Below are 24,297 nucleotides of genomic sequence, written 5' to 3' on the forward strand. Positions count from 1 at the left end.
GCGCGCCCCCGCGCCCACGGCGACACCCTACGAGGTGAAATTCAGACGTTGGTCGATCCTGCTCGAAGCGAGATATATGGAAGGATGGACTATGATTTTTTCCTTGAAGGATGAAGGTTTGCTCCACCGCATCCCTCCGTCGCGCCGCCTGTTCCCTCTTCTCTTGGCAGTTCCCTTTGTTGGCTTTCTCGCCGGATGTTCTGAACCGGATCAGACCAACGCACGCAACGCTGCTACGAACACAACAGCCTCTATCCAAATGCCGCCCGCCATCGTGGCCAGTCATACCTACAGATGCGTGGGTGGGGATGTCCTCTATATCGACTTTCTGGCGGACGAAACGTCCATCAATGTCAAGCGCGGGCCTACTGGCCCGTCACTCCGCTTGACGGCGCCAGCCCAAGGGCTCGCCTATGTAGGCGACGGTATGAATCTCACGCTCAATGGCAAGGACATCAAACTTGATGAGCCAAAAAAGCCCTCCCGCACATGCAAACGCGCCTGACGCCAACGCTCTAATCCGCAGCCGACGGCAAAGCCGGATGAAGATGCACCGAAATTGAAGGGGGAGTTGCAATGAACAGAGGCATTTATGCTCTGCCAGTCATCACCATCCTGGGTCTTCTAGCCGGTTGTGTCTCCGGTCCACCACTCCAGACCACAATCATTGTCAGCCCCAGTAAGCCACTCGAAATCTATGGCGTCCGTACCTATCGGACAAACAAGGGCGTCCTCGTGATGGGAAGAGTCCGGCGGCCGATGCTTTTTCGAGGACCCGTTTGGGGTCATCTCCATGTTGAAGGCCTGTTCGACGACAGGCGCGCACCGATCGTTGCGGACACCAGATGGGGAACATTGTCACCGCGGGGGAGCCGATCCGCATCGTTCAGCGCTGAACTGCCGACGACCGACCCGCTTGAGATCAAGAGTGTCAGGATCGAGTATCGAGCTGAGAGGGATCGAGCCAGGCCACCGCATCTCGACTAAAAACAAGGACCGGGATGAAAAGCCGGCGTTTCAATCCACCGTCAGAACCGTCGGCACGGTATCCAGCTTACTTTTCCGGCTTCGCCTGTCCGCACTGGCGGATCGTAGACGCGCGTTCCTTGGCGTCCGCTATGCGTCTGTTAATCTATGAATGACATAGGATAAACCCGCGCACAACAGGAACACTATCCACGACCAAAACAACCTGACATCAACGACTTTGATTTCGATGGGATTGACAACATCACGTATCAATCCTTGAGTGTCTTGGATCAAGTAAGCAAAGATAAGCGACGCGATGGCGCCGATAATCATTGATTTTAGCATTATGCTCTCCATTTGAACAATTCAGCCCGAGCTATTCCAAACGGCAACGAAGCGTGGAATTGGCATCACGAAACGAAGCAAACCGACCTTGCAGGGTTAACCGGACGCTCTCGCCTTCAAAACCATTACCTTGCCCAGATGCGCGCAGATGAATCGGATCAGAATAGGGCGGGCGGTGGAGGCGTATCTCACCATTGCGAAGCAATTGTATGATCATCACGCTTTCGTCGTCGCACGTAAATGTTCGACTCGTGACAATTTTGTCGTCAGATGGACTAGATTCCGCAGCTTGATTTGCCATCGATTGGGCGCTGCGCTCGGAGTCGTTGGGCGTTCTTGAGCAGCTTGCCAGAAGCAAATAGAATAACTGCAGTCCAAATTTGACACCCCCTGTGTCGGGGGGGAATCTTCGTAATGATGCCCTTTGTGGACTAGCACCTGTATTTTCGTCGTTCCGATCTTCCTCTTCGACGGCCGAACGTATCCGGATCCATGGCTTTCTCACAAGCAAAGCCCCTCCCAAAACTGGAGCGCCAGCGACACATACGCGGCGATGCCGACTGCGATGGCTATCCCGAGCGTTTGGAGCTGACGCGCCGTCGCGGGTGTTTGTCCGCGGGCGATGGAAGCCGCGAACACGGCAAGGTGGACCAGCAGGTAGACGGCGAGCACCACGCACAGCGCGGCCATGATCTCATCTCCGGCCGTCGCGGTACAGAAGCGGCGTTGGCGGTGCGCTGCCGGCACTAGCAGGTAGAGTGAAGGCGGCAGCGGAAGCAGCGACAGCGCGTATAGGAACCACGTGCGCCGTCCAAAGCGCCGTCGCCGGACCCGGCGCCTTCGCGAAACTCGCAAGAGTCGGCGGTCCTCGTCGCAGAACGCCGGAGCCCTGCGGTTCGCCCGCCATGCGATGTGAAAAGCGACCACAGCTCAAGCCTCCACGAGAAAGGGCTGTAAGGAAAAGTACAGCATCCCGATGACGCAAAGCCCCATAATCAGCGTTGCCGCCCAGCCGAGGAGCGCGAGCCCTCCTCCAATCGCCCACCGACCCATGACGTCCTCCCTCCGTGCGACCAGCATCATTGCGATCATGACGGGCACCGCGACGACGCCATTCAGCACCGCGCTCCAGTAGAGCGCCTCGATTGGCTTTATCGAGGCGAGATTGAGCAACATCCCAACCGCAGTCGCGACAGCGATGGTGCCGTAAAAGGCACGAGCTTCGAGCGGCCGGCGACCGAGTCCCACCGGCCAGTGCAGCGCCTCACCCACGGCATAAGCTGCCGAACCCGCAAGAACGGGCACCGCGAGCAAGCCGGTCCCGATGATGCCGGCTCCGAACAAAGCGAATGCGTAAGACCCCGCGACGGTCGCAACGCCTCGGCGGCTTGCGCCGATGACTCAATCGCGACGGGCCCGCTTCGCGCCGCCACCGCAGCCATCGAGATTAAAATCGCCAAGGCAATGAGATTCGAGAAGCCCATCCCGATCATGGTGTCGAGCTCGATCCGTTCGATCGCTTGCTGGCCCCCGTCGCCGTTTCGGACGAGCGGCTCCTGCCGCGGTCGCTCGTGAAGGTCCTCGGCCTCCTGGCTCGCCTGCCAGAAGAACAGGTAGGGACTGATCGTCGTTCCGAAAATTGCGACGAGCGTGGTTAGATAACTGGATTGCCAGATGATATGCGGCCGCACAATGCTCGCAAAGACAGTCCGCCAAGCGACGTCAGCAAGCACAACCGCAATCAAATAGGCGAGCAGCGTGGCAGCGAGCCACTTGAGCACGGAGACATACCTCTTATATTTGAGAAATACCTCCATCGTGATCGACGCGACGCCAAAGAGCAGGACAAGGGCGAACTGATTGCCCCCGATCAGCAACCGCGTCGCGTCGGCCATCGCGCCCAGATCTGCGCCGATGTTGATCACGTTGGCGACGAGAAGCAGGGTGACGGTGACCTGCAAAATCGGACCGGGGTAATATCGACGAAGATTGCCGGCCAGGCCGTGGCCGGTGGTCCGCCCGATCCGCGCGCTGATAATCTGCACCGCCGACATAAGCGGATAGGTGAAAAGCAGCGACCACGCGAGACCGAGCCCGAACTGCGCCCCGGCCTGGCTGTAGGTCGCAATGCCGCTCGGATCATCGTCGGACGCGCCCGTAACCAGTCCCGGACCAAGAATTTCGCGCAGGCGTGGCTTCGAAGGTTCGCCCGCGGCTTCTTGCTCGGCTTCGCGAGGCGAACCATTGTCGTTGCTCGGGGTGAACTTCGTCGCGGGGCTTAGATTGCCGGACAGGGCTCGAGGATCGTTGCTCTCGGTCATGCGCGCACCCGCGCCAGAAGGTGCACGGCTCGAGCCCCGGAGGCGCCGGGACGGTGACCAACGGATTTTTTGGCGACCGTCGGAACAGGCGCGGCCCGCAGACGAGCAACTTGGGGCCTGTTCGGTGCATTCGGAGCGATGCTAGTGCCGGCCCGCCTATTCGGTCCGCGGCGGTGCGACGGGACCCGTGCAAGATCCGTCACCGGAAACATCGCTCCGAAGCGGAGGGCGAGCACTGGGCGCCCGTCCACCCGATTTTCCGCCGTGGGCGGGGAGGCAGGGATCGACATGAGCCTCCCGCCCACGGCGTGGTTCCGGAGCCATGACGCGGCGTCCCTCTTTTCAGGGGGCAAGGGGACGCTCCTCCGGCAAAGGCTGGGGAACCAAGCTGGCATTGGAAAAGAACTCGCTTGGCCAAGGCGTGGCGCGAGCGGACAGGATGACCCAAAGCGCCTGAATACGCGATCTCGACCCACGCCAACGGGCGCTAATTCGCCTGCCGCTGTCCTCGATTGATTTCTGGATGCCCAGCCTTTGCGAGCATCGAGCGCCTGAACCGACACCTCAGCCTCCCGACAAGCACGATCCTTGACTGCACGAAGCAGTCCCTCGGTCGGCTTAGGCTTGTGGTGGCCGCTCTGGTCCCGCGGCGAGCAGGTCGCTTACGAGCCGTTCAGACGTTGCAACGGGATTCAGTGGTGCCGTCTGAATTACAGGTTCGATGCTATTCGCGACCGTATGCGCGACTTGCGAATGTCCACAATGGGCATGTTGACAAAGCATTGCATGCCGCGATGGGCTCGAAGGCTTGTTTTGCGGCTGTTCGCCAACATCCTTTAACCGCACCACGTTCTGCTGGACCTGGGTGACGGGTGTTGCCAATTGACCGGCGGCCCCCGCCTGGAGGCAACCCGCTTCAGACAGCGAAGGCAACAGCAGGGCAGACAGGATCGTCAGGGCAATCACAACCCTCGCGTGCCATCCACCAAGGCGCTGCCTGACTTGCATCCGCTCCTTCCGCACCTTCAGTGCTGCGACGACGTTACCGTAAGCGTAACGTATTGTGAACGAGAAAACCTACCGCCTTTTTGCCGCAAGTCTACGGCCGCTTGTTCGCGGTTGTAAGCGCACGCCCGACACCATCCGGTCGAGCCGTCGAAACGGCACAGGTCTATGCACGGCGACTTCACAGCAACCTCGTCAGTGGCATTCGATTGTCAGGTGCTTCAACTCATGGACGGGCACGAGCCGGTCGCGGATCACGCCTGCATTGATCCCGGCACTGCCGACCACTCCGACGATGGCGGCATGGGCCTCGGGACCGACACGCCAGACATGAAGATCGGCAATGCGCACATCGCCTGGCCCTTCAACGAGATCCTGTATTTCCTCGGCAACATGGCTGTCGGTCGAGTCGAGGAGGACTGAGGCGGTATCTCGCATCAGGCTCCAGGACCAGCGGGCGATTACGACGGCTCCCACGATCCCCATGACGGGGTCCATCCACACCCAGCCAAGGTAGCGGCCTGCCAGAAGGGCCGCGATTGCCAATACCGATGTGAGAGCGTCGGCCAGGACATGCACATAAGCCGAGCGGAGGTTGTTGTCGCCGCCATGGGCATGATGGTCGTGGGCACGATCGTCATGCCCATGATGGTGGTGGTGGCTGCCCGACAGCAGGAAGGCGCTGAGGATGTTCACGCCAAGCCCGATGACGGCAATCAGAGTCGCCTCGCCGAAGGCAACCTTTATGGGCTCGAACAGCCGAAGGATCGATTCAATCCCGATTCCCAGGGCGATCAGGCCAAGCACCAGCGCCGAGGCAAAGCCCGCCAGATCGCCGACCTTGCCCGTTCCGAAGCTGAACCGCCGGTTCGACGCATGTTGCTTGGCATAGGCATAAGCCATCGCCGCGACACTCAACGCGCCAGCATGGGTCGCCATATGGAAACCATCGGCCAGCAGCGCCATCGATCCGGTGACGTACCCGGCGAATATTTCGCCGATCATCATCACAGCGGTCAGCACAACAACCCACAGCGTCCTGCGAGCGTTGTCGTCGTGAGAGGCCCCTAGATACACATGGTCGTGCACAAAGGCGTCAATATCGCGGGACGTCGTCATTATTTCAGCCTTATTTCGCGTAGCGGCGGATGACCGCGATCAATTCTTCCGCCCCTGCGGCACGATCCTCGGCCGCGAGGTCGGGGTGCGCCACATGGGTGCGGACATGCTCTTCGATGATCTCGTCCATGAGACCGTTCATGGCGCCGCGCGTCGCTGCGACGAGATGCAGAGTCGCCGTACAGTCCGTCCCTGCAGCCAGCGCTTTCTCGATCGCCGCAACCTGTCCCGCGATGCGACGCACCCGCTTCAAGAGCTCATCATTGCCGTCGGTCAAATGTCCCATAGCATACCCCCCTACCCTATGTCGTTGGCGATAGCCAGAGCTGTCTCAGGCCCCGGACCCGCCTAGGCGAGTTCGCGATTGGACAGATATTCGGCTTACCACTCAGGCCAATTTATTGAGCAAACGCCCGGCTGCGCCCGCCTCGGCCGCAAGGTTGCGGTTATAAGCGAGCGGCATGCGCGGGCTCTTCCAGCGCAGCGCGTCCATGATCCCGGCGAGATCCTCGCCGCTTGCGAACAGGTCCTGGTTGAGCCCCACCCGCGTCGAATGCGCGCTGATCCCCTTGAGCAGCCGCGCCAAGTCCTCAGCCGTCAGATCGATTAGAGAGCCCTTATCGAATGCCCTCTGGATCATCGACCGATAAATTGGCCCAATCGACCCGGGATGCAGCGCGGCGGCTCCAAGGTCATACTCCACCCGCGCCGGCACCGCCGACCGAGAAATGGTCTTGCGTAGATCCCATGTCTCACGTCCGGAAATGCTATCGATCCGCCGGCCCTTCGCCGCTGGTCGGGCCTTGTAGCGCCGCACCTGCACCCGGCGGAACAGCGGCCCCGAGGATATACCTGCGGATTGCGTCCAGGCCGCAATCGCGCGCACCGAGCGCGGCGACAGGAACGCGGTCGCCCCCTCCCCTTCCTGATCGCCCTTGCTGCGCGGTATCGAGAGAAGCCGGGCCTCAGGGTCAAGAGCCTCGAGGATATGCTCGACCGCGATCGCCACCAGCTCCGAGGCCCGCAATCCGGTGTCGTAGGCCACCGACAGCAACGCGCGGTCGCGCAGGCCCGGCAAATCGTCCGCACAGGCCTCCAGAAGCGCTCGCACGTTAATCCCGCGGGGTTTGTCGCGCTCCACGTCGCGCACCGGCCCCTTAAAGCGCAGCGGCCGCGCCTGGGCCTGCGCGGTGCCCTTTTCGCGCTTGATCGCCCGCAGCCGCAATTTGACCAATTCCGCCTGTGTCGGATCCTTGAGTTCGAGCAACTGGTGGACCTTGGCAATGGACGCCTTGTAGCGGCTGAGCGAGGCCGGTTTGGCCCCCTGCCCCGCCCGCGCGTCGAGATAATCGGCCACGGACTCCGGCGAAGCCGGCAAGGTTACCCGGCCGACTCGCCGGCACCAGAGGTCGAAAGCCGCGATGTCGCTCGCGAGCGCACGCATCGAATGCGGCGACGAAGCCGCTTGATAAGCCGCGATGAGTTCGAGGTTGACGGTGATCGGCGACTGACACTGAAGCTTGGTCACCTCCCATGCCAGATCGACGGCTCCTGCGACTGACTGGCCTTCTCTGGGCGCGGGAAGGGTCTCGCCCACCATCACTTCGAAAGCGCGACGATCTGATCGTAGCTGTGCGGCTCGACCCCATAGACGCCGGCCAAGCCGTTGAACGCGTCCACCGCGACCTGCTGCAGATAATCGGCCGCGACCGAGGTCAAGGTCGCGACATATTCATAGCTCTCCTCGACCGCCGCGAACCCTTCGTCGCCGAAATCGTATCGCCCACGTGGCCACCAGCTACCCGAGAGCCCGTTGACGCCGAGCCGGACATGGATCGGCAAAGAGCCGCCATGCTCGAGCGCGAGCCTGGTGTTGCGCTTCAGAAATTCAAGCCAGTGATGAAAGAAATAGCCGGTGGCGAGACGCACCCGCCCGTCCCGCTCGAACAGGAAGCCGCCGCCCACGCCCCAGAATTCGCCGGTCTTCTCGAACCACTGGGTGATCGCGACGGTAGGATAAACGCCATCCTCGGCCGTGCCCGGCCAATAGACGAGCGCCCCGCCCCGGCTGATGCCATAGCTGAGCGAATTGGCGCGCGCGAGCAGCGCGGGATGCCCTGGGTGATTGGCGATCGCTTGCTTGGCGCCGGCCTTGGGGGTCCATTTCGAGGGAATGAGCCGGGCGTAACCGGGGAATCGGTCCATCCAGCGCAGCTTGCTGGTGCCATGCGCCGTGTTCGTCACCAGTTGCGGCTCGGCGCGATCGAACCAGAGATCGGCATCGCCCGAAAAATGCGGCTGCCAATGCACGGCCTCGGGCGGCGGCGGGGGAAGCTGATCGAGCGAGAGCTTCAGCGCGGCCGCGAGCTGCTTGGCGAGATCGCCCCGCACGCGGCGCAGTTCGGCGGTATCGGTGCCCGGCGGTAGATCGAACCCGATCGGTCCGCGGCGTCCGCGCATGTCGAACGGCAGCTTGTCGAGAACGGCGCCGTCGAACGCCGTGTTCCAGACCTGGATGACGCGGTGCTCGGTGAGCGCCCGGTTGGCATAGCCCATCTCGAGCAGGACATTGGGGTTCGCGCAGGCTTTGCCGCTCTCCGACACCGCGATCGGCGTGACGTCGCCGACGAACACCGCGGCCTCGTCGATCTTGCGGTAGATGGTCGCGACGATGTCGGGCGAGCCGGCCACCCCCTGCGTGTCCGAGGTCAGGCCCGGCCGATCGGCCTCCTCGAGGTCGGCCGCGAGGATCGCGATCGCCTCATCGAGCGCATAGCGGATCACTTCGCGCGTCACGCGGCCGTCGAGATCGCTCTGCCAGGACCAAAATACCGTTGTTCCCACCCGCTCGCGCTCCCTGCTGCTTCGCCCGAGCCATAGCCCACATTATAGATGGAGCGCAATTCCGCTTATGTGATAACTGCAATTATCACATGTTCGTTCACCAACCACCTGAGTAGTTGTGCAGTGTTTTGGCATTCACTACACATCCGGCATGGAGCGCTTCCATCCCCTCGCCGCCGACACCGACGTCCCACCCGAGGAGCTCGCCCTCGCGCAAGGCGAATGCGCGCTGGCGCTCGGCCGGCTCGACGGGCTCCTCGCCAGCCTCACCGATATCGAAAAACGGCTGTTCTGCGTAGGGCTGCTGCGGGAGGTGTTGCTTTCATCCCTGGCGCAAGCGGGATTTGCGGACGCCGAACACCGGTTCAACGCCTGGTTCGCCGGGCTCGACCGCGGCCCCCAAGAGACACCCCTCACCGGCTGCTCCGCCTATGCCGTGGTCCGCGCCCTGCTCGGCGAACTCAGCCGTCATCCGTGGGAACCGCTCGCCGATGCCGCGCAGACCATCGCTCTGGCCGCTCGCTTCGGGGCCGACCGCCCGATGCAAGCCGAAGACGCGCTGGCGGAGGAAGCGATCGGCAGGGCGATCACGCTAATGAAACAGGCCGGCGCGGATGACGAGACCCCCCTGCCCTTCGCGGGTCTGGCCCGCCTGCACGCTCTGCTGCGCGCCGATCCGCGGTTCGCGCCGCTGGAGCGCGCGGTGCAAATCCGTTCGTTTGGGAACCGCGCGGTGGCGATCGAGCAGGCCGCCCCGCGCACCCCGCTCTGGGCGGTCGATGCCGCGCTGGGGCGGCTGCTGACCGCGTCCGGCGCGTGGGCCCGCGCCCTCCCCTGCCCCGGCGCGGTGACGGCGCAAACGCTGCAGCCGCAGCTCTGGCCGGGCGAACGCGCCATGCTGGCGGCCCGCAGCCTCCAGCGCAGCGTGACCCGGCTTGCCGAGCTGGTCGCGCAAGCGCCGCGGCGCGCAGCGCTGATGCGCGAGCAGTTGGGGCACCTGCGCTCGAGCGCGCGGGCACCGCAGGTGTGGATCCTGCTCGCTGGTTTTGCGCCACTCGGGCTCGATCAGATCACCTGGGCGTTCGGGATCAGTCGGCGCGGCACCTATGCGATCGGCGACGCCCTTGTGGCGGCGCGCATGGCACGGCGGGAGACGGTCAAGGGGAAGGTCCTGCTGGTCGCCGAAGAACCGGGAAGGGATTGGCAGCCGGCGTCTTTGGACCAGGCTACCGCCCTCCCCCATGCGGCTCTTGCCGAGTTCGACGCGGCGATGGGCGAGATCGACCGGCTGCTCGCCGGCAGTTCTGGCCATCCCTGACGCGGCCTCGCGCGCGTTAGGCGTGTATGAAAACTGATCTCTTCTTGACGTTATGTACAGATATCATACATAGACAGAGAAAGAAGGAGATGGCCAATGGCCACAACTGCCCATTCCGGCGTCCCCGCCAAAGCGCCCAGCCGCAAGGATCTGAGCGGTCCGGCGCTGCGCACCTTTTTCCGCATTGCCGACGCCTGGGACCTCAAGGAAGCCGAGCAGATGAAGCTTCTCGGGCTCGACAGCCGCTCGACCTTCCAGACCTGGAAGCGCGGCGCGGTCGCGGCGATTCCCAAGGATGCGCTGGAGCGCATCTCCTATGTCATGGGGATCTACAAGGGGCTGAAGATGCTCCTGCCCCGTACCGCCAACGAATGGGTACGCAAACCCAATGAGGCGCCGCTGTTCGCCGGACGCCCGGCGATCGAGCGGATGGCCTCGGGCAATGTCGCCGATCTCTACGTGGTGCGTCAATATATCGACGCGCAGCGCGGCTGATGGATGCCATTGCGACGACGCAAGTGCGGTGGCAACCGTGCTACCGGATCGTCGCAAGCCGGTTCCCGCCCATATCGCTGTTTGAGGATGTCGCGGATCCGGCCGACCTGGAAGCGGTCTATGCGATCGAGGCGATGACCAACGACCGGCTTCGCGACGAGGTCGGGGACCTCGCCCTCGTCCCACCGGAGGACCGCGTATCGGGACCCGGAACATCGGCGATCATGGCAGCGTTCACCCACCTAAATCCCGATGGCAGCCGGTTCTGTGACGGCAGTTTCGGGCTGTTCTACGCTGCCAGCACCATCGAGACTGCGGTTGCCGAGACGCGCCATCACCGAACCCGCTTCATGGCGTACACCCACGAACCGGCGCAGGAACTCGACATGCGCGTCTACGCGGTCGACCTGGACGCCATGCTCCACGATATTCGCGGCCTGCGCGATGAACGCCCTGCCCTCTACGCCCCGGACAGCTATGCCGCCGGCCAGGCGCTTGGCCGGCACCTGCGTGAGCAAGGTTCGGATGGCATCGTGTACCAAAGCGTGCGCGACGCCGACGGCGAGTGCGCCGCGGTGTTCCGCCCTCGCCTACTCGCCAACAGCCGACAGGAGCGGCACCTGTGCTACGTTTGGGATGGCCGGGCGATTGTCACCGTCTACGAGAAGAAGACATTCGCCTAAAGGTCCTGCGGACAAGCTAACCTTTCGGCCTTGAGTGACGCCTGTCAGGAATAGACCCCGGCAGCCATACGATCGAGATCTTCCATGACGATATCGATATCGCCATTCGCAACCAATTCCGCGGCCGTTTTCCCAACTCCAGAAATGGGTTGATGCTTGAACCAGATAACCGCCTTGCCTTCTTCGCCTGCAAGTTCTGCCGCTCGCGTTATAACTCGGGCTATTTCCTCCAGTTTAATCTGCACGGTCGGGGCGGAGGGATACAGAGTCATGGCCTTAGGATCCAGGCGAGCAACGCGAGCCAAATGCGCCATGGAGAAGCGCAGGCGCTCCGCCAGACGACGGGGCGAGATGATCTCATTCTCGCGAATGTCATCCTGGAAGGCTGCAGTCATAGGGCAGTCCATATTCAACATGTGAAGACAAAACTCTCACGTCTCAGAACCGCTGAAGATTGTCCTAGCTCCAATGCTGATCGAGCAGCGCTTTCAACGCGGCCTCCGCTTCAGCCCGCGTACCACCGGCATGCGGGAGCAAGGTAAGTTTGAGACCCTTACGATCCACCGCCTCCACTTTCAGCAATGGTTTCCCCCCTTCGGACACGATCGTTTCCGGCTTTCCTGACTTCTTGGGGGATCCTGACCTCTTGGGGGGATCGGCGGCCAGAGCGAGCGCGCGTATGATATCGGGGACCGGCATCGGTGCTGCGCGATCGGACTGCACCTGAGCGAGACGTCCCGCCTCGGCGAACACACGCTGCCGCCGATCCTCCGGTTTCAAGAGAGGCTTGATCGCGGTGACATGCTTGATCCTGAGATCCTGCGGAAGGGCGAAGGCCGCCATCAGTTCCGCCGGCAGCCGGGCAAGGTCGAGATAGCGGCTGAGCCAGCTTTCCGTGACATTGATCCGCTCGGCCATCACCTTCTGGCGCCCCTCATAATAGGCGTCGAGCGCGCGCAGATAGTCGCGCGCGCGCTCCAGATCGGTGAGATCGTCGCGCGCCCGATTCTCGAGGTCAGCGAGACGGAAGGCCTCCTCGTCGGTAAGGCTACGGATATCGACGAGAAAGCGGAAATCCGGATAGTTGTGGGCGCGCAGCCAACTGATCGTCCAATGCCGGCGCGCGCCGCAAATCACCTCGAAATCGAAGGCAGGATCGTCCTTCACGCGGCGAACGATGGCGGGCATTTCTTGCTTGCCCTGCGCCTTGATGCTCTCGATGAGGTCGGCGCACCGCTCCTCATTGAGGAGCGCATATTCGCGGTTATGCCCCGCCCACATTCGGCAGCGCGCGGGATCGACAAGCTCATGGGTGCGCGAGACGACGCTGCCCGTCGCCAATTCGGCAAGCCGGCTTTCCCGGCCCGCCAGCACGCTCGCACCGATGCCAGGGCGCCGCGCCGCTGGGGCTTGCGCCCCCGGGTCGATTCCGGCGACCAGATCAGCCGCGAAGTTGGCGTTCTTCTTGCTCATCATCCACCCCTTCTACCCGGAATTGCACCGGTGCAATTTTGCTCGCATCAGGCGAGTCCTTCCTTGCGAAGCCGCGTCAAATGGCTCGGCCACATCGACCGAATGTCGACCTCAATTTCACTGTTCACGCCATCAAGATAGGCAAGGCAGCGGTTGCGCACCGCCGAACTGGTGACCGGGCCGTCCAGCTCGTAGACGGTCATCAGCCGCGCCGTTGCATTGTCGATTTCGGCCGAATCCTTGAGCGGCGTACGGACGATCGCGTGACCGAAAAGGGTCCGCATCAGGTTCAGCAGTTCCTTCTGCATCGACTTATTCTCATCGACCTTGGACGCCACAAAGCGCAGGAACTGCAGCGACGGCGCCAAGCCGCGATCGGCCAGCGTCTCTATGGTCTCATCGAGCATGGCGAGGAAGGCCGCAGTCGACGAGAAGTCCATCACCGTCGGCGGAACCGGCACCACAAGCGCATTGGCTGCGCGCAGCACCGAAAGCGAGATCGCGCCAAGCGCCGGAGGCGGATCGAGAACCACCACATCGAACCGATCGGCAATGCTCGCGATGCCTTGCGCCATGCGGTCGATCAGGTTCCCCTGCCCCCGCGCCATGCGCGCTGCGATTTCATATTCCGACTGGAACAGCCGCAGATTGGCCGGAACAAGCTCGAGGCCGTCGAAGTGGGTCTTGCGCAGGGCATAGTCGAGCGACTCCATGTCGTCGTGCCGCAGGAATGGATAGAGCGTGTCCTCCTCGGTCAGGTCGAGGTCGGGCACATAGCCGAATAGCGTGGTTGCCGACGCTTGGCTGTCGCAATCGATGAGAGCCACCCGGTAGCCCTTGATCGCGAGATATTGGGCCAGGTGCACCGACAGAGTCGATTTCCCCACCCCGCCCTTGAAGTTCTGCACCGCGATAACGCAGCAGGGATCGGTTGCGGCCCGCCAGGGCCGGGTGCCGAACAGTCCGCGCATGTCGTTGAGCTGCGCCAGGGTATAGCCGACACGCCGATTATTCTCGGTTCGCGGAGGCGGCGGCAAGCGGCCGTCCTTCTCGGCCTCGCGAATGGCCGCCGCGGTTCGGCCGACCAGTTCCGCGGCCTTGCCAATCGGGAACGTCGGCTCGCGCCGCTCGTCCGCCCGGGCACTCCGCGCGGAGTCGCGGAGCCGCTCGAGGACAGAGCTGGTCCGTTGTGCGAGCGTCGAGACGGACAGCAGGTCCTGCGTGCCCTCAATGTCGAGTGATGCAGCCAAGAGAGGCCCCCTTGCGAAACTAGAGGGGGCATAGCTCAATTTGCACTTTTAGGTCAATCGAAGGCTGATTTTCGCAAGTCGGCCCAGCCCGAAGGGCGAAACTTGCCCAATCTGCGCCGCAGACCTTTTGCGCCCCCTCGCAACCTGACCCCTTGGGGGCAGTTCATCCCGAAATTGCACCGGTGCAATTTCGGCTCAGGGGCGCCCGCGTCGTGCCAGGAAACTCTCGCAGAAGCCGGTCCAGGATGCGATCAGCTTGGCGCCCTTGAGCTTCGCCAGCCTTTCGCCCATCTGCGCGCGATAGGCATCGGCAATGAGATCGATGTCCCAACCGCCGCCAGCCGAACGGCCGATGGCCGCGAGCGTGTCCGAGCCAAAGCGGATCGTGCCGTTCGGGAAGGTGACCTCCCCTGCCCCAGCCTTATCCTTTGACACCAAGGCCGCCACCGCCGCCTGTGTGACAGCCTCGACGGCAACGGTCTCCACCTCGTCCTCGCGCCGCGCCTTTCTGCCCGCAGAGTGCCGACCGATCTCATCCACGGTCGCGATTTGGGCCGGAGCATCCTTGGGCTCAAAGCGGAATTCGATTTCGGTGACAGTTCTGCCCTGGCGGATCTCCCGCCACTCCACGCGAAAATGGGCGAGCTGGTCGATTTCGGCCTTCGCCTTTTCGAGAACTTTGCGGCGCAGCTGCGCGAAATCCTTGTAGACGTCCGGCGCGATGCCGAGCAGCGCACGCAGCGCCGTCATGTCGCCCTTCCAGAGCGACTGGCGCCTATGCAGCCTCAGCGCCCCGATCTCGTACAGCTTGAGCGCATAGGTTGATCGGAAGCCGAGCACCGCCTGGCGGTTCAGGACCGCATAGGTCTCCGATTCCTGGATCAGCTTTCGGGCTTCGGGCGTGAACTCCCACTCGATCCACCCAGCGTCCGCGCCCTCTTCGTCTTCCGCTTCTTCGCGCGACGACGAGATAAGCGAAAAGCGCAGCGTCGCCTTCTTGCCGCGCCAGGACTTGTCGTCGACCGCGAAAAGCGTGCGGTGCAATTCCTCAAGCATATCCGAGATGCGCTCATTGCCCTTGTGGCCGCGGCGGATGTCCGCCTTTCGCATCTTGTGCGGGCGGTCCTCCCAGGCATCACCGCCCGCGGTCAAAATCATCAGCGCAAGCAAACGCGAAGCAGTCAGGCTAAGCGACTGGCCTTTGACGAACTTGACCTCGACGATGCTGCCGGGCTTGGCGAACTCGTCACCGCCCTTTGCCTGCAGGGCGGCAGCCACCCGCATCGCCCGTCCCGGAGAAGCGTCATCGCCGGTGGGGGAGGACGTTACAGCGTGATCTAGGGCTTGCTCGTCATCCATGCCATGAAGTCTGCGCCGATTCGTCCAGCGTGGGAGAAAATCTGCCTGACCTGTCCTTACGCGTCAAGTCAGGGCAGGATAGACACCGGATTCGGCCCCCAAGAGGTCAGGATGGAACTTCGCTCCGAAGCAGCAAACCATGAGGAAGTGCGGCGAGTCGCGTTTCCAAGCGCCCGGACCCGCGCAAACGGCAGCGCGGACGCCGAAGAAAGTCCCTGACGAACGCTATGGCGAGCGAATCACTCCAGCAGGAAGCTGTCCCCCATACGGTCAGGAAGGCCCCAGCAGGTCAGGTTGCATCCCCCGATCGGTCAGGGAAGCGCCCCCGGAAGGGCAGGCAAAATCCCCCGTCCGGTCAGGATAAGCTTGCTCAAACCCGCAGAAATGCTGTGCTTTCGGCCTCCTGAATCTGAATCCTTTTGAATCGGAAAAGCTTCCGCTGCGAGCAGCGGCGTTTTGATTCTTTTTATTTTGAGAAAGAGATCGGCGTCGCGCCTGATGCAATCGTTCAATCCCCCCGCCTGGAGGGATACGCGAAGTTAGCCGCCTACGATAGGCTGCCGGCCAAATGACCTTGCGCATGGAGGGTGCATGATCAACTTCGCCAAGTTCGAGATCATCGGCCGGATCGGGGAAATCGACGCGCGGCCGAAAGTCACCCTGCTGTCGGTCTGCGCGAATTATCGCCGCAAGGGTGACGATAACGAATGGCAGGAAGACAGCCACTGGAACCGCGTGAGCGTCTTCAGCGAAGGCCAGCGAAAACATATCGCCGACCGGGCTCAAGTCGGGGATCTCGTGCGCATAGCCGGGCGGCTCAAGGACAGCTCCTATGAACGCGACGGCGCGACGCACTACACAACCGATCGCATCGTCGAGGAATTCGGGATCCTGGCACCCAAAGGCATGCCGGGGTGAAATACCGGGGAGGGGAGGGCGCAATCAGCAGCGGCGCTCCACCACTTCCAAGGATTAGTCGATGCCCATAGCTGCTCCCCATCGCGCCAAAGCCATTGTCGAAGCCCTGGGTGGGATCTGGCGCGGTACGCGCGGCGAATGCCGGTGCCCGGCACATGACGATCATGGTCCCAGCCTGTCGGTACGCCTGGGCGAGCGGGCGATCCTGTTCCACTGCTTTGCCGGCTGCGACACTCGCGATGTTCTGGCTGCTTTGCGCCGGCGCAAACTTCACGATGCGGAGCCGCTCAGCATGCCGCGCCAGAAGGCGGCCGCGGACCATCGCCCTCTTGCACTTCGCCTATGGAAGGCGAGCCAGCCCATCGCTGGCTCGCCAGCGGCCGACTATCTGGCGGCGCGCGGTCTGCCGCCTCCCTATCCGCGTTGCCTGCGCTACAATCCGCGCACCATCGTCGGGGCCGGTGAGCGCCGCCGGTTCTTTCCGGCGATGATCGCCGCGGTCGAGAATGATCTGGGGGTTGTCGCCGTCCAGCGGACCTGCCTCGATCTTGCCGACATCCTGCGCAAACCCTTGCCAAAACCGAAGATTGCACTTGGCCTTCTCGGCGACGCGGCCATTCGTCTGGCGCCGGCCGGCGAGGAGCTTGGCCTTGCCGAAGGCATCGAGGACGCCCTTTCAGCAATGGCCTGGTTCGGAACGCCGACCTGGGCGCTGGGCGGGGTCGAACGCCTTGGGCTTGTCGCCATCCCCGAACGGGTCAAGCGTATCATCGTCTATGGCGATCGCGGTGCCGCCGCTGCGGCCATGCTCAAAAAAGCCCGCCCGCATCTCACAGCCAATGGACGCGAGCTGGTGCTTCGGCTGCCGGAACGGCACGCGGACTGGAATGATGCTTGGCGTGTCCGCCAGGCCGCCGAGGCGGCCTGAGAGGGGAGGGGGCCTTTAGACTGATGACCTGGCGCTGATGCCAGGTGTCAGACCTGGAGATGCCCCATGGCCACACAACCCCTAGCGCTCACGCTGCCGCTCGATGATCCCGCCCGTATCGCTGCTCAAGGCATAGCCGACCGGCTGTCCGAAGGACGTCCGGTTGCACGTAACGACCTCCTTGCCGAAATGGCCTCCGCCTTCGGTGGCTCGAGCGCCGATGGCCTGTGGTCATTGCGCGACGCCTACGATGTGCTCGAACTCGCGCAGGTCCTCCATCTGAAGAACGCGACGCTCCCGGCAGATGCGAATGCGCGGCTCGCCCAGCTGATCGCTATGACGGCGGCGCTTCCCACGCAAAGCGTGCGTAGCGAAACGCAGATCGCGTTCCAGCAATTCTCGACCCCGGCGCCGATCGGCTTCCTTGCCGCCAAGGCCGCCGCGATCACGGCGTGCGATATCGTGCTCGAGCCCTCGGCCGGGACCGGCCTCCTGGCCGTAGACGCCCATCTCGCCGGCGCGCGCCTCCTTCTCAATGATATCGATGCCTGGCGCACGCGTTTGCTGCGTCACGCCTTTCCCGAAGGCAGGCTGAGCACGCATGATGGCGAACTGATCGACGATATGCTCGATCCGCAACTGGTGCCGAGCGTCGTGCTCCTCAATCCGCCCTTCTCGCGAAGCCAGGGGCGCGCGCGCGATCGCCATGCCGCGCTTCGCCATTTGCGCTCCGCGCTGTTGCGGCTTGCTCCAGGCGGGCGCTGCGCCGTTATTCTCCCCGACCGCATCGAGACGGAGGACGCGGATTGGCTGCACGCCACTGCGGGCGCGCATGCCCGGCTGCATCTCGACCTGCCGCCCGATGCCTATGCCAAGCACGGCACCGGCCAGGCAGTCCAGCTCATACTCCTCGAAAAGGACGGGGCAGGGGGCTCGGTCCCGCGCCAGACCTGCACGACGCTCGGCGCTGCGCTTGCGGCCATCGATGCGATGGCGACCCCATGCGCGCCGCAGCCGCAGCCGATCTCCCGCCCCAGCGGATTGTTCCGGGGCCTCACGCGGCGGACCCGCCCCGTCTGCTCGCGTGCGGCGGTGACCCTGCCCACGACCCGCGCGGTCGCCTATCACCGTCTCGACGCGCCCGCACCCGCGGGCGAACCGCAAGGGATTTACCTGCCCTATCGGCCGAGCCGTCTGCTGATTGCCGATGCTCGTGAGCACCCAAGCGCGCTGGTCGAATCGCAGGCAATGGGATCGATTGCCGCACCCCCGGTCGCTTATGAACCCGTGCTGCCGGCCAGGATCCTGGACGACGGCCTGCTCTCGGACGCGCAGCTCGAAACGCTGATCTACGCTGGCGCGGCGTTCGAGCGCGATCTTCCCGGGCGGTTCATATCCAGCGAGGAGGGTCTTTCGCTGTCGCCGGCAGAGGCCGGTAACGCCTATCGGACCGGCTTTTTCCTTGGCGATGGCACGGGCGCCGGCAAGGGGCGGCAGGTGGCAGGCGTCATCCTCGACCAGTGGTTGCGTGGCAACCGCCGCCACCTCTGGATATCCAAGAGCGAGACGCTGGTCGAAGACGCTCGCCGGGACTGGTCGGCGCTTGGCGGCTTGCCGCTCGACATCCAGCATCTCAACCAGTGGAAGCTCGGCACCCCGATCGCGCTGGGCGATGGGATCCTCTTCCTGACCTATGCCACCCTGCGCTCCAACCGCGGCGACAGGGGCACGCGGCTGCGCCAGCTGATCGAATGGATGGGTGAGGATTTCAGCGGCGTCATCGTTTTCGACGAGGCGCATGAAATGGCCGGGGTGGCCGGCGGCGAGGGCCGGTTCGGCGCCACGAAAGGGTCCGAGCAGGGCATTGCCGGCGTCCGCCTGCAAAATCTCGCTCCGCGCGCCCGGATTCTCTACGTCTCGGCGACGGGCGCCTCGGATGTCAACAATCTTGCCTATGCGACACGCCTCGGATTGTGGGGACCGCAGACGGCCTTCGCCGACCGGCGGGCCTTCGTGGAATCCCTGCGCCGAGGCGGCATCGCGGCGATGGAGTTGATCGCCCGCGACCTCAAAGCGCAGGGCCTCTATGCCGCGCGGGCGCTCAGCTTCGCCGGCGTCGAATATGACATCCTCGAGCATCGGCTCAGCGAAGAACAGATCGCCGTCTACAATGCCTATGCCGATGCCTGGGCGATCATTCACAACAATCTGCAGGCCGCGCTCGCCGCCACGCGCGTCACCGACGGCTTCAGCGGTGCCACCTATAATAGCGGCGCGAAGGCCGCGGCATTGTCGATCTTCGAATCGACCAAGCAACGCTTCTTCGGCCAGATCCTGCTGTCGATGAAGCTGCCCTCGCTGATCCCGGCGATCACCGCCGATCTCGCGCGCGGCGACTGCGCCGTCGTCCAGCTCGTGTCGACCTCGGAAGCGATGCTCGATCGTGCCCTTGCCGACCTGTCCCCCGAGGAGCGCGCCTGGCTCGATATCGAGCTGTCCCCGCGCGAATTCCTGGTCGATTATCTGACCGCGGCCTTTCCCGTGCGCCAGATGCGCACCTATACCGACGATAGCGGCACGGTGCGCTCGGAACCGATGATCGACGAGGCCGGGCAGCCCGTGCTGTGCCGGGAAGCGATGGCCATGCGCGACCAGCTCCTCGAGCAACTCTGTGCGCTGCCGGTCGTCGGCTCGGCGCTCGATCACATAATCGGGCATTTCGGGACGGAGGCTGTGGCCGAGGTGACGGGCCGCAGCCGGCGGATCGTCGTCGATGCCGACGGCCGTCAGCGGATCGAACGGCGCAGCGCGCGCACGAACCTCGCGGAGACCGACATCTTCATGCGCGGCGAAAAGCGCATCCTGATCTTCTCCGACGCCGGCGGCACGGGGCGGAGTTACCACGCCAGCCTCGACGCGCCCAATCAGAGCCGCCGCATTCACTATCTCCTCGAGCCCGGTTGGCGCGCGGACGCGGCGATCCAGGGGCTGGGCCGCACGCACCGCACCCACCAAGCCTGCCCGCCCTTGTTTCGGCCCGTTTCCACCGATTGCCGTGGCGAACGGCGGTTCATCTCGACCATCGCCCGGCGCCTCGACAGCCTGGGCGCGCTGACCCGTGGCCAACGCCAGACCGGCGGGCAGGGACTTTTCGACCCCCGCGACAATCTGGAGTCCGACTTCGCGCGGGAATCGCTCGACCAGTGGTTTCGCCTGCTGTTCCAGGCAAAACTCCAATCGGTCCACTTCGATCAGTTCCAGGCGCTCACCGGTTTGAACCTGGCCGGGGAGGGCGGGGGGCTCACCGAGACCTTGCCCACGATCCAGCGGTGGTTGAACCGCATCCTGGCGCTGCGCATCGACCTGCAGAACGCGATCTTCGACGAATATCTCGGCTTGATCGAAGCACGGGTGGAAAAGGCACGCGAGGCCGGCACCCTCGATCTTGGCGTCGAAACGATCGCGGCCGACCGTATTTCGATCCTCGACCGGACGGTGATCCGGCGCGATCCCGTGAGCGGCGCCGAAACCGAGATCCTGCGTATCGAAACCGAGGAGCGATATCGGCCGCTGACCCTGGAGCGAGCGCATTGGCTTCTGGCCGACCCGGAAGCGCGCGGGTTGATCAACCCGCGTTCCGGCAAGGCCGCCATTTGCCGGCCGACCTTCTCGCTGACGGACGAAGAGGGGCGGACCGTGCGCCGCTATGAGCTGGTGCGGCCGACGCGCACCGAACGGCACCGGCAGGACCTCTTCGCCGAAACCCATTGGACCGACGTGGACCGGGCGAGCTTCGACGAAGCCTGGCAGGCCGAATGCGACGCAATGGCGGCGCAGACGCGCACGCAGATCATCTATCTGGTCACTGGCCTGCTGCTTCCGGTGTGGGGCAAGCTGCCCGACGATCATGTCCAGGTCTGGCGGCTGACGAGCGATGACGGCCAGTCGCTTCTCGGGCGTCTTATTCCGGCGCCGCTGGTTGAGCGGATTGCCAGCGCATTCGGCATCGCGGCCCATGTCGAGATCGACCTCGGCGCGCGGGTCGAGCACGTCCGCACCTCGGGCGAGATCATGCCGATCGGAGCGCTGCGGCTGAAGCGCGCCTTGGTCGCCGGCGATCAACGCCTCGAATTGCTGGACTGGAAGCCCGAGGCGCTGCCGCATCTCAAGGCGGCGGGCTGCTTCACCGAGATCATCCAGCACCGCACGCGGCTGTTCGTTCCCCCGAGCCGCGCCCTCGAGATCCTCGCCAGGATCACGGACTGACCCGCGACCGCGCCAAGCGACCGAAGAGAGGGGAGGGGGCCTTCGGCCGGGTGGGCCTGAGTGGCTCAAGCCGGCCGACGAGGTCGGCGCAACCCTCGAAGGAGACAACCGATGATCCAGTCCGTGAAGGTCAAGAACCTCTCGCTCTCGAAGGACAATGTCCGCAAATCCAATCGCGATGCCGACCTCGACAGCCTCGCCGACAATATCGCCGCGCATGGCCTGTTGCAGAATCTCGTGGTCACGCCGCTCAAGAAGGCAGGACATTTCACCGTCAAGGCGGGTGGCCGCCGCTTGCGGGCGCTCCAGCGGCTGATCGATTCAGGTCGGCTTGCCGGGGACCATGAGGTTCAGGTGCTGGTGCTCGAGGATGATGCCGGATCGGCCGAAGCGAGCCTTGCCGAGAATTTCCACCGCGTCGCGATGAACCCGGCGGATGAGTGCTCGGCTTTCAAGCACTTCCTCGACAAGGGCGCGAGTGCCGAGGATGTGGCGAAACGTTTCGGCGTCACGACCCGCTTCGTTGAGCAGCGGGTACGGCTTGCCGAACTGGCTCCTCTCGTATTCGCGGCGCTGGCGGCGGGCGAGATCACGCTGGGGGTCGCCCAGGCTTATGCCGTCACGCCCGACGTCGATCGCCAGGCGCGCGTGTTCGAGAGCATGAGCCGGTCCTATTATGGCGACAATCCCGACAATATCCGCCGTGCGCTCCTCAACGGAACGGTCAAGGCGACCGACGCCAAGGCACGGTTCGTCGGCCGCGAGGCCTATGTCGGCGCGGGCGGCCGGATCGAGCGCGACCTGTTCGGTGAAGATGTGGACGAGAGCTGGATCGACGTGGAGCTCATCGAGCAGCTGGCCGCCCAGAAGCTTGAAGCGGCCGCGGAAGCGCTCGCTGCCGAACAGAAGCTGGCGTTCGTGACGCCGGTTCTCGCGACGCATGTGCCCTATGATACGGAGTGCCAGCTCCACGAATATCATCCGCCGCTGCGCGAATTGAGCGGGGACGAGCAGGAGCGCGTCGATAGTCTCTCGGATGAGGGCGACGCGCTCATCCGCGAACTTGAGACCGAACTCGAGGACGGCACGCCCGAGGCCGAGGCGGCTTCGGCGCGTCTCGCCGACATCGAGCGGGAACTCGATACGATCGAGGCGTCGCGCACGATGGTCGATGATGCGATCAAGGACCAGCTGGGCACCTTCATCTATCTGGCGCCCGATGGCAGTCCGCGGGTGCACAGCCGCATGTTCAGCGAGCGCGCCATCCGGCAGGCGGGCGAGGATGCAGAACCCGAAGCACCGTCCGGCAAGGTCGCGGCCTCCCGGCTCAGCGCGACGCTGGTTGACGAACTCGCGACCCAGCGCCGGCAGATCCTGGCAGCCCATGTCGCCTCGGATGCCGGGTTCGCGCTCGATCTCACGATATTCCTGATGGCGCACCGGACGGTGTTCGCCAGCAGCTATGTCCGGGACCACGCGACGTTGCAGGCCGCCGCCGCGAGCTTCCCGATCGTCAGCTTCCGCGATGAAGGTAGCGCGGCGAGCAATGTCCTGACCGAACAGCGCCAGGCGCTCGATGTGAGCTGGGCAGGCGGGAACACGCTGTCGTCCCGCTTCGATGCCTTCCGGCAACTGGATGAACAGGCGCGCGCCGATTGGCTCGCCCATGTCATGGCGCAGACGCTGGAGCCGACACTCAACGTCGACGATGGCGGGCGCCGCAACGGCTTCCACGATCATCTCGGACGGCTGCTCGACATTGATGTCGCGCAATGGTGGCGGCCCGATGCCCAGAACTTTTTCGGGCGGGTGAAGAAGGACGTCATGCTCGAAGCGCTCGACGAGATCGGCGGGCCGGTGCTGCGCGGCCGATACAAGGACGCCAAGAAGGGTGACCTTGCCAATGCCTGCGCTGCGCTCTGTTCGGGGCAGGGCATCGTCGAGGCCGAAGTCCGGGAAAAGGCGCTCTCCTGGCTGCCCGACGAGATGCGGTTCGGCGCGATCGAAAAGCCCGAAAGCTTCCGGAGCTATTCCGCTTTCCTCAGCGATGAAGACGACAGCGACGGCGGGGCAGGGGAGATCGCCCCCGATGGCGATGCTGGCGACTTCGAACAGGCCGCCTGAGGCGAACGCCTAACGGCGGGCGGCGCTTTCGTGTCGCCCGCCGCCCTTCATCGGCGGCGCTGAGACAGCCGCTCTTTCGCGGAGTATCCACCATGACCCAATCATCGGGCCGGCCCTCGCCGGCCGAGACCATCACGCGCGCCATCATCGACCGGCTCGAGGCCGGTGTGCGTCCCTGGGTACGGCCCTGGCGATCATGCGCCGCGCAAGGGCGCCCGCTGCGCGCCAATGGCGAGCCCTATCGCGGCATGAACACCTTTTGGCTATGGCTGGCCGCCGAGCAGTGCGGCTATCGGTCCCGCTACTGGATGACCTATCGGCAAGCACAAAGCCTCGGCGGGCAGGTCCGTGCCGGTGAGCAGTCGCAATTTGCGATCTTCTACAAAGCCTATTCGAAGAAGGTCGATTCCTACGAACGTCCGGGTGAGCTCGTCGATGAGCAGCGCCGGGTCATGCGGTCCTATGCGGTCTTCAATGCCGATCAGATCGATACACTGCCGGGCGATTTCTATCCCGAAGCCCTCTCCCTCGTCCCGCCGGGCGACCGGCTCGGTCCGCGGGCGGAGCGCTTCGTCGATCGGCTGCCCGCGCGGCTGCGATGCGGCGGCGATCGTGCTTATTATGATCTGCGCGCGGACGTCATCACCATGCCGCCGGTCGAGCAATTCGACACGCGCGCCGCCTGGGCAGCCACCATTGCGCATGAGGCCGGCCACTGGACAGGCCATCCAGCCCGGCTTGCCCGATCGTTCGGGAAGCGCTTCGGCGATCAGGCATATGCGTTCGAGGAGTTGGTCGCCTTATCTGGACAGTCTGCGCCGCTCGCAACTTTGCAGTAAGGTCGGCGATGGACGCCCACGGTAGGCAGTAATCAGGCTGG

The 24,297-nt window shown here is 63.9% G+C and carries 19 protein-coding genes and 1 pseudogene; 9 read left to right on the forward strand and 11 right to left on the reverse strand.

The annotated features are described in order from the left end of the window. Positions 1-91: 91 nt before the first annotated feature. Positions 92-505 (forward strand): hypothetical protein, encoded by a 414-nt coding sequence (locus CMV14_RS26600; RefSeq protein WP_096616619.1) that lies wholly within the window; start codon positions 92-94, stop codon positions 503-505. Between the two features lie 1,310 nt (positions 506-1,815). On the opposite strand, the gene CMV14_RS23865 is transcribed toward CMV14_RS26600, so the two are convergent. From CMV14_RS23865 to CMV14_RS23895, 6 genes and pseudogenes are all read right to left on the reverse strand, one after another. Then, positions 1,816-2,004, reverse strand: a complete 189-nt coding sequence (locus tag CMV14_RS23865; protein WP_066968773.1) for a hypothetical protein — start codon at positions 2,002-2,004, stop codon at positions 1,816-1,818. A 240-nt stretch (positions 2,005-2,244) separates the two neighbouring features. Next, positions 2,245-3,635, reverse strand: a pseudogene (locus CMV14_RS23870) (NRAMP family divalent metal transporter). A gap of 1,200 nt (positions 3,636-4,835) precedes the next feature. After that, entirely contained in the window at positions 4,836-5,759 is a 924-nt protein-coding gene (dmeF, locus tag CMV14_RS23880; RefSeq protein WP_066968775.1) for a CDF family Co(II)/Ni(II) efflux transporter DmeF, read from the reverse strand. A 10-nt stretch (positions 5,760-5,769) separates the two neighbouring features. Continuing rightward, on the reverse strand, positions 5,770-6,045 hold the full coding sequence (locus CMV14_RS23885) for a metal/formaldehyde-sensitive transcriptional repressor (RefSeq protein WP_066968777.1): 276 nt from the start codon (positions 6,043-6,045) through the stop codon (positions 5,770-5,772). A 102-nt stretch (positions 6,046-6,147) separates the two neighbouring features. Next, positions 6,148-7,359: a tyrosine-type recombinase/integrase gene (locus tag CMV14_RS23890; protein ID WP_066968779.1), complete on the reverse strand. Its 1,212-nt coding sequence runs from the start codon at positions 7,357-7,359 to the stop codon at positions 6,148-6,150. Beyond that, entirely contained in the window at positions 7,359-8,603 is a 1,245-nt protein-coding gene (locus CMV14_RS23895) for a hypothetical protein (RefSeq protein WP_072599024.1), read from the reverse strand. The genes CMV14_RS23890 and CMV14_RS23895 overlap by 1 nt, the downstream gene beginning before the upstream one ends. 151 nt (positions 8,604-8,754) lie before the next feature. Between CMV14_RS23895 and CMV14_RS23900 the strand changes: the two genes are divergently transcribed. From CMV14_RS23900 to CMV14_RS23910, 3 genes are all read left to right on the forward strand, one after another. Beyond that, positions 8,755-9,921 carry a hypothetical protein gene (locus CMV14_RS23900; RefSeq protein ID WP_066970043.1) on the forward strand — a complete coding sequence of 389 codons (1,167 nt, stop codon included), beginning with the start codon at positions 8,755-8,757 and terminating at the stop codon, positions 9,919-9,921. 96 nt (positions 9,922-10,017) lie between these two features. Then, positions 10,018-10,416 carry an MbcA/ParS/Xre antitoxin family protein gene (locus tag CMV14_RS23905; RefSeq protein WP_007686501.1) on the forward strand — a complete coding sequence of 133 codons (399 nt, stop codon included), beginning with the start codon at positions 10,018-10,020 and terminating at the stop codon, positions 10,414-10,416. After that, positions 10,416-11,099 carry an RES family NAD+ phosphorylase gene (locus CMV14_RS23910; protein ID WP_013041559.1) on the forward strand — a complete coding sequence of 228 codons (684 nt, stop codon included), beginning with the start codon at positions 10,416-10,418 and terminating at the stop codon, positions 11,097-11,099. The genes CMV14_RS23905 and CMV14_RS23910 overlap by 1 nt, the downstream gene beginning before the upstream one ends. 44 nt (positions 11,100-11,143) lie before the next feature. On the opposite strand, the gene CMV14_RS23915 is transcribed toward CMV14_RS23910, so the two are convergent. The 5 genes from CMV14_RS23915 to CMV14_RS23935 form a co-directional block, all read right to left on the reverse strand. After that, positions 11,144-11,494, reverse strand: a complete 351-nt coding sequence (locus tag CMV14_RS23915) for a hypothetical protein (protein ID WP_007688086.1) — start codon at positions 11,492-11,494, stop codon at positions 11,144-11,146. Positions 11,495-11,558: 64 nt separating this feature from the next. Continuing rightward, a complete protein-coding gene (locus CMV14_RS23920) occupies positions 11,559-12,572 on the reverse strand; it encodes a ParB/RepB/Spo0J family partition protein (protein WP_013849890.1) in 1,014 nt (337 codons plus the stop codon). A 47-nt stretch (positions 12,573-12,619) separates the two neighbouring features. Next, on the reverse strand, positions 12,620-13,822 hold the full coding sequence (locus tag CMV14_RS23925; RefSeq protein ID WP_066970044.1) for an AAA family ATPase: 1,203 nt from the start codon (positions 13,820-13,822) through the stop codon (positions 12,620-12,622). Between the two features lie 195 nt (positions 13,823-14,017). Beyond that, on the reverse strand, positions 14,018-15,106 hold the full coding sequence (locus tag CMV14_RS23930) for a replication initiation protein (RefSeq protein WP_007688083.1): 1,089 nt from the start codon (positions 15,104-15,106) through the stop codon (positions 14,018-14,020). 386 nt (positions 15,107-15,492) lie between these two features. Then, complete coding sequence (locus tag CMV14_RS23935) at positions 15,493-15,693, reverse strand: hypothetical protein (RefSeq protein ID WP_013041755.1); 201 nt, start codon at positions 15,691-15,693, stop codon at positions 15,493-15,495. 79 nt (positions 15,694-15,772) lie between these two features. On the opposite strand from CMV14_RS23935, the gene CMV14_RS23940 reads away from it, so the two are divergent. From CMV14_RS23940 to CMV14_RS23960, 5 genes are all read left to right on the forward strand, one after another. Continuing rightward, complete coding sequence (locus CMV14_RS23940; protein ID WP_030092610.1) at positions 15,773-16,099, forward strand: single-stranded DNA-binding protein; 327 nt, start codon at positions 15,773-15,775, stop codon at positions 16,097-16,099. Between the two features lie 61 nt (positions 16,100-16,160). After that, entirely contained in the window at positions 16,161-17,027 is an 867-nt protein-coding gene (locus tag CMV14_RS23945) for a DUF7146 domain-containing protein (RefSeq protein ID WP_030092609.1), read from the forward strand. 66 nt (positions 17,028-17,093) lie between these two features. Further along, positions 17,094-21,293 carry a strawberry notch-like NTP hydrolase domain-containing protein gene (locus CMV14_RS23950; protein WP_066970045.1) on the forward strand — a complete coding sequence of 1,400 codons (4,200 nt, stop codon included), beginning with the start codon at positions 17,094-17,096 and terminating at the stop codon, positions 21,291-21,293. Positions 21,294-21,404: 111 nt separating this feature from the next. Then, a complete protein-coding gene (locus CMV14_RS23955) occupies positions 21,405-23,417 on the forward strand; it encodes a ParB/RepB/Spo0J family partition protein (protein WP_007688079.1) in 2,013 nt (670 codons plus the stop codon). A 92-nt stretch (positions 23,418-23,509) separates the two neighbouring features. Further along, complete coding sequence (locus tag CMV14_RS23960; RefSeq protein WP_096367883.1) at positions 23,510-24,256, forward strand: ArdC family protein; 747 nt, start codon at positions 23,510-23,512, stop codon at positions 24,254-24,256. Positions 24,257-24,297: the final 41 nt, after the last annotated feature.

This window comes from Rhizorhabdus dicambivorans (assembly GCF_002355275.1).
Lineage (GTDB): Bacteria > Pseudomonadota > Alphaproteobacteria > Sphingomonadales > Sphingomonadaceae > Rhizorhabdus > Rhizorhabdus dicambivorans.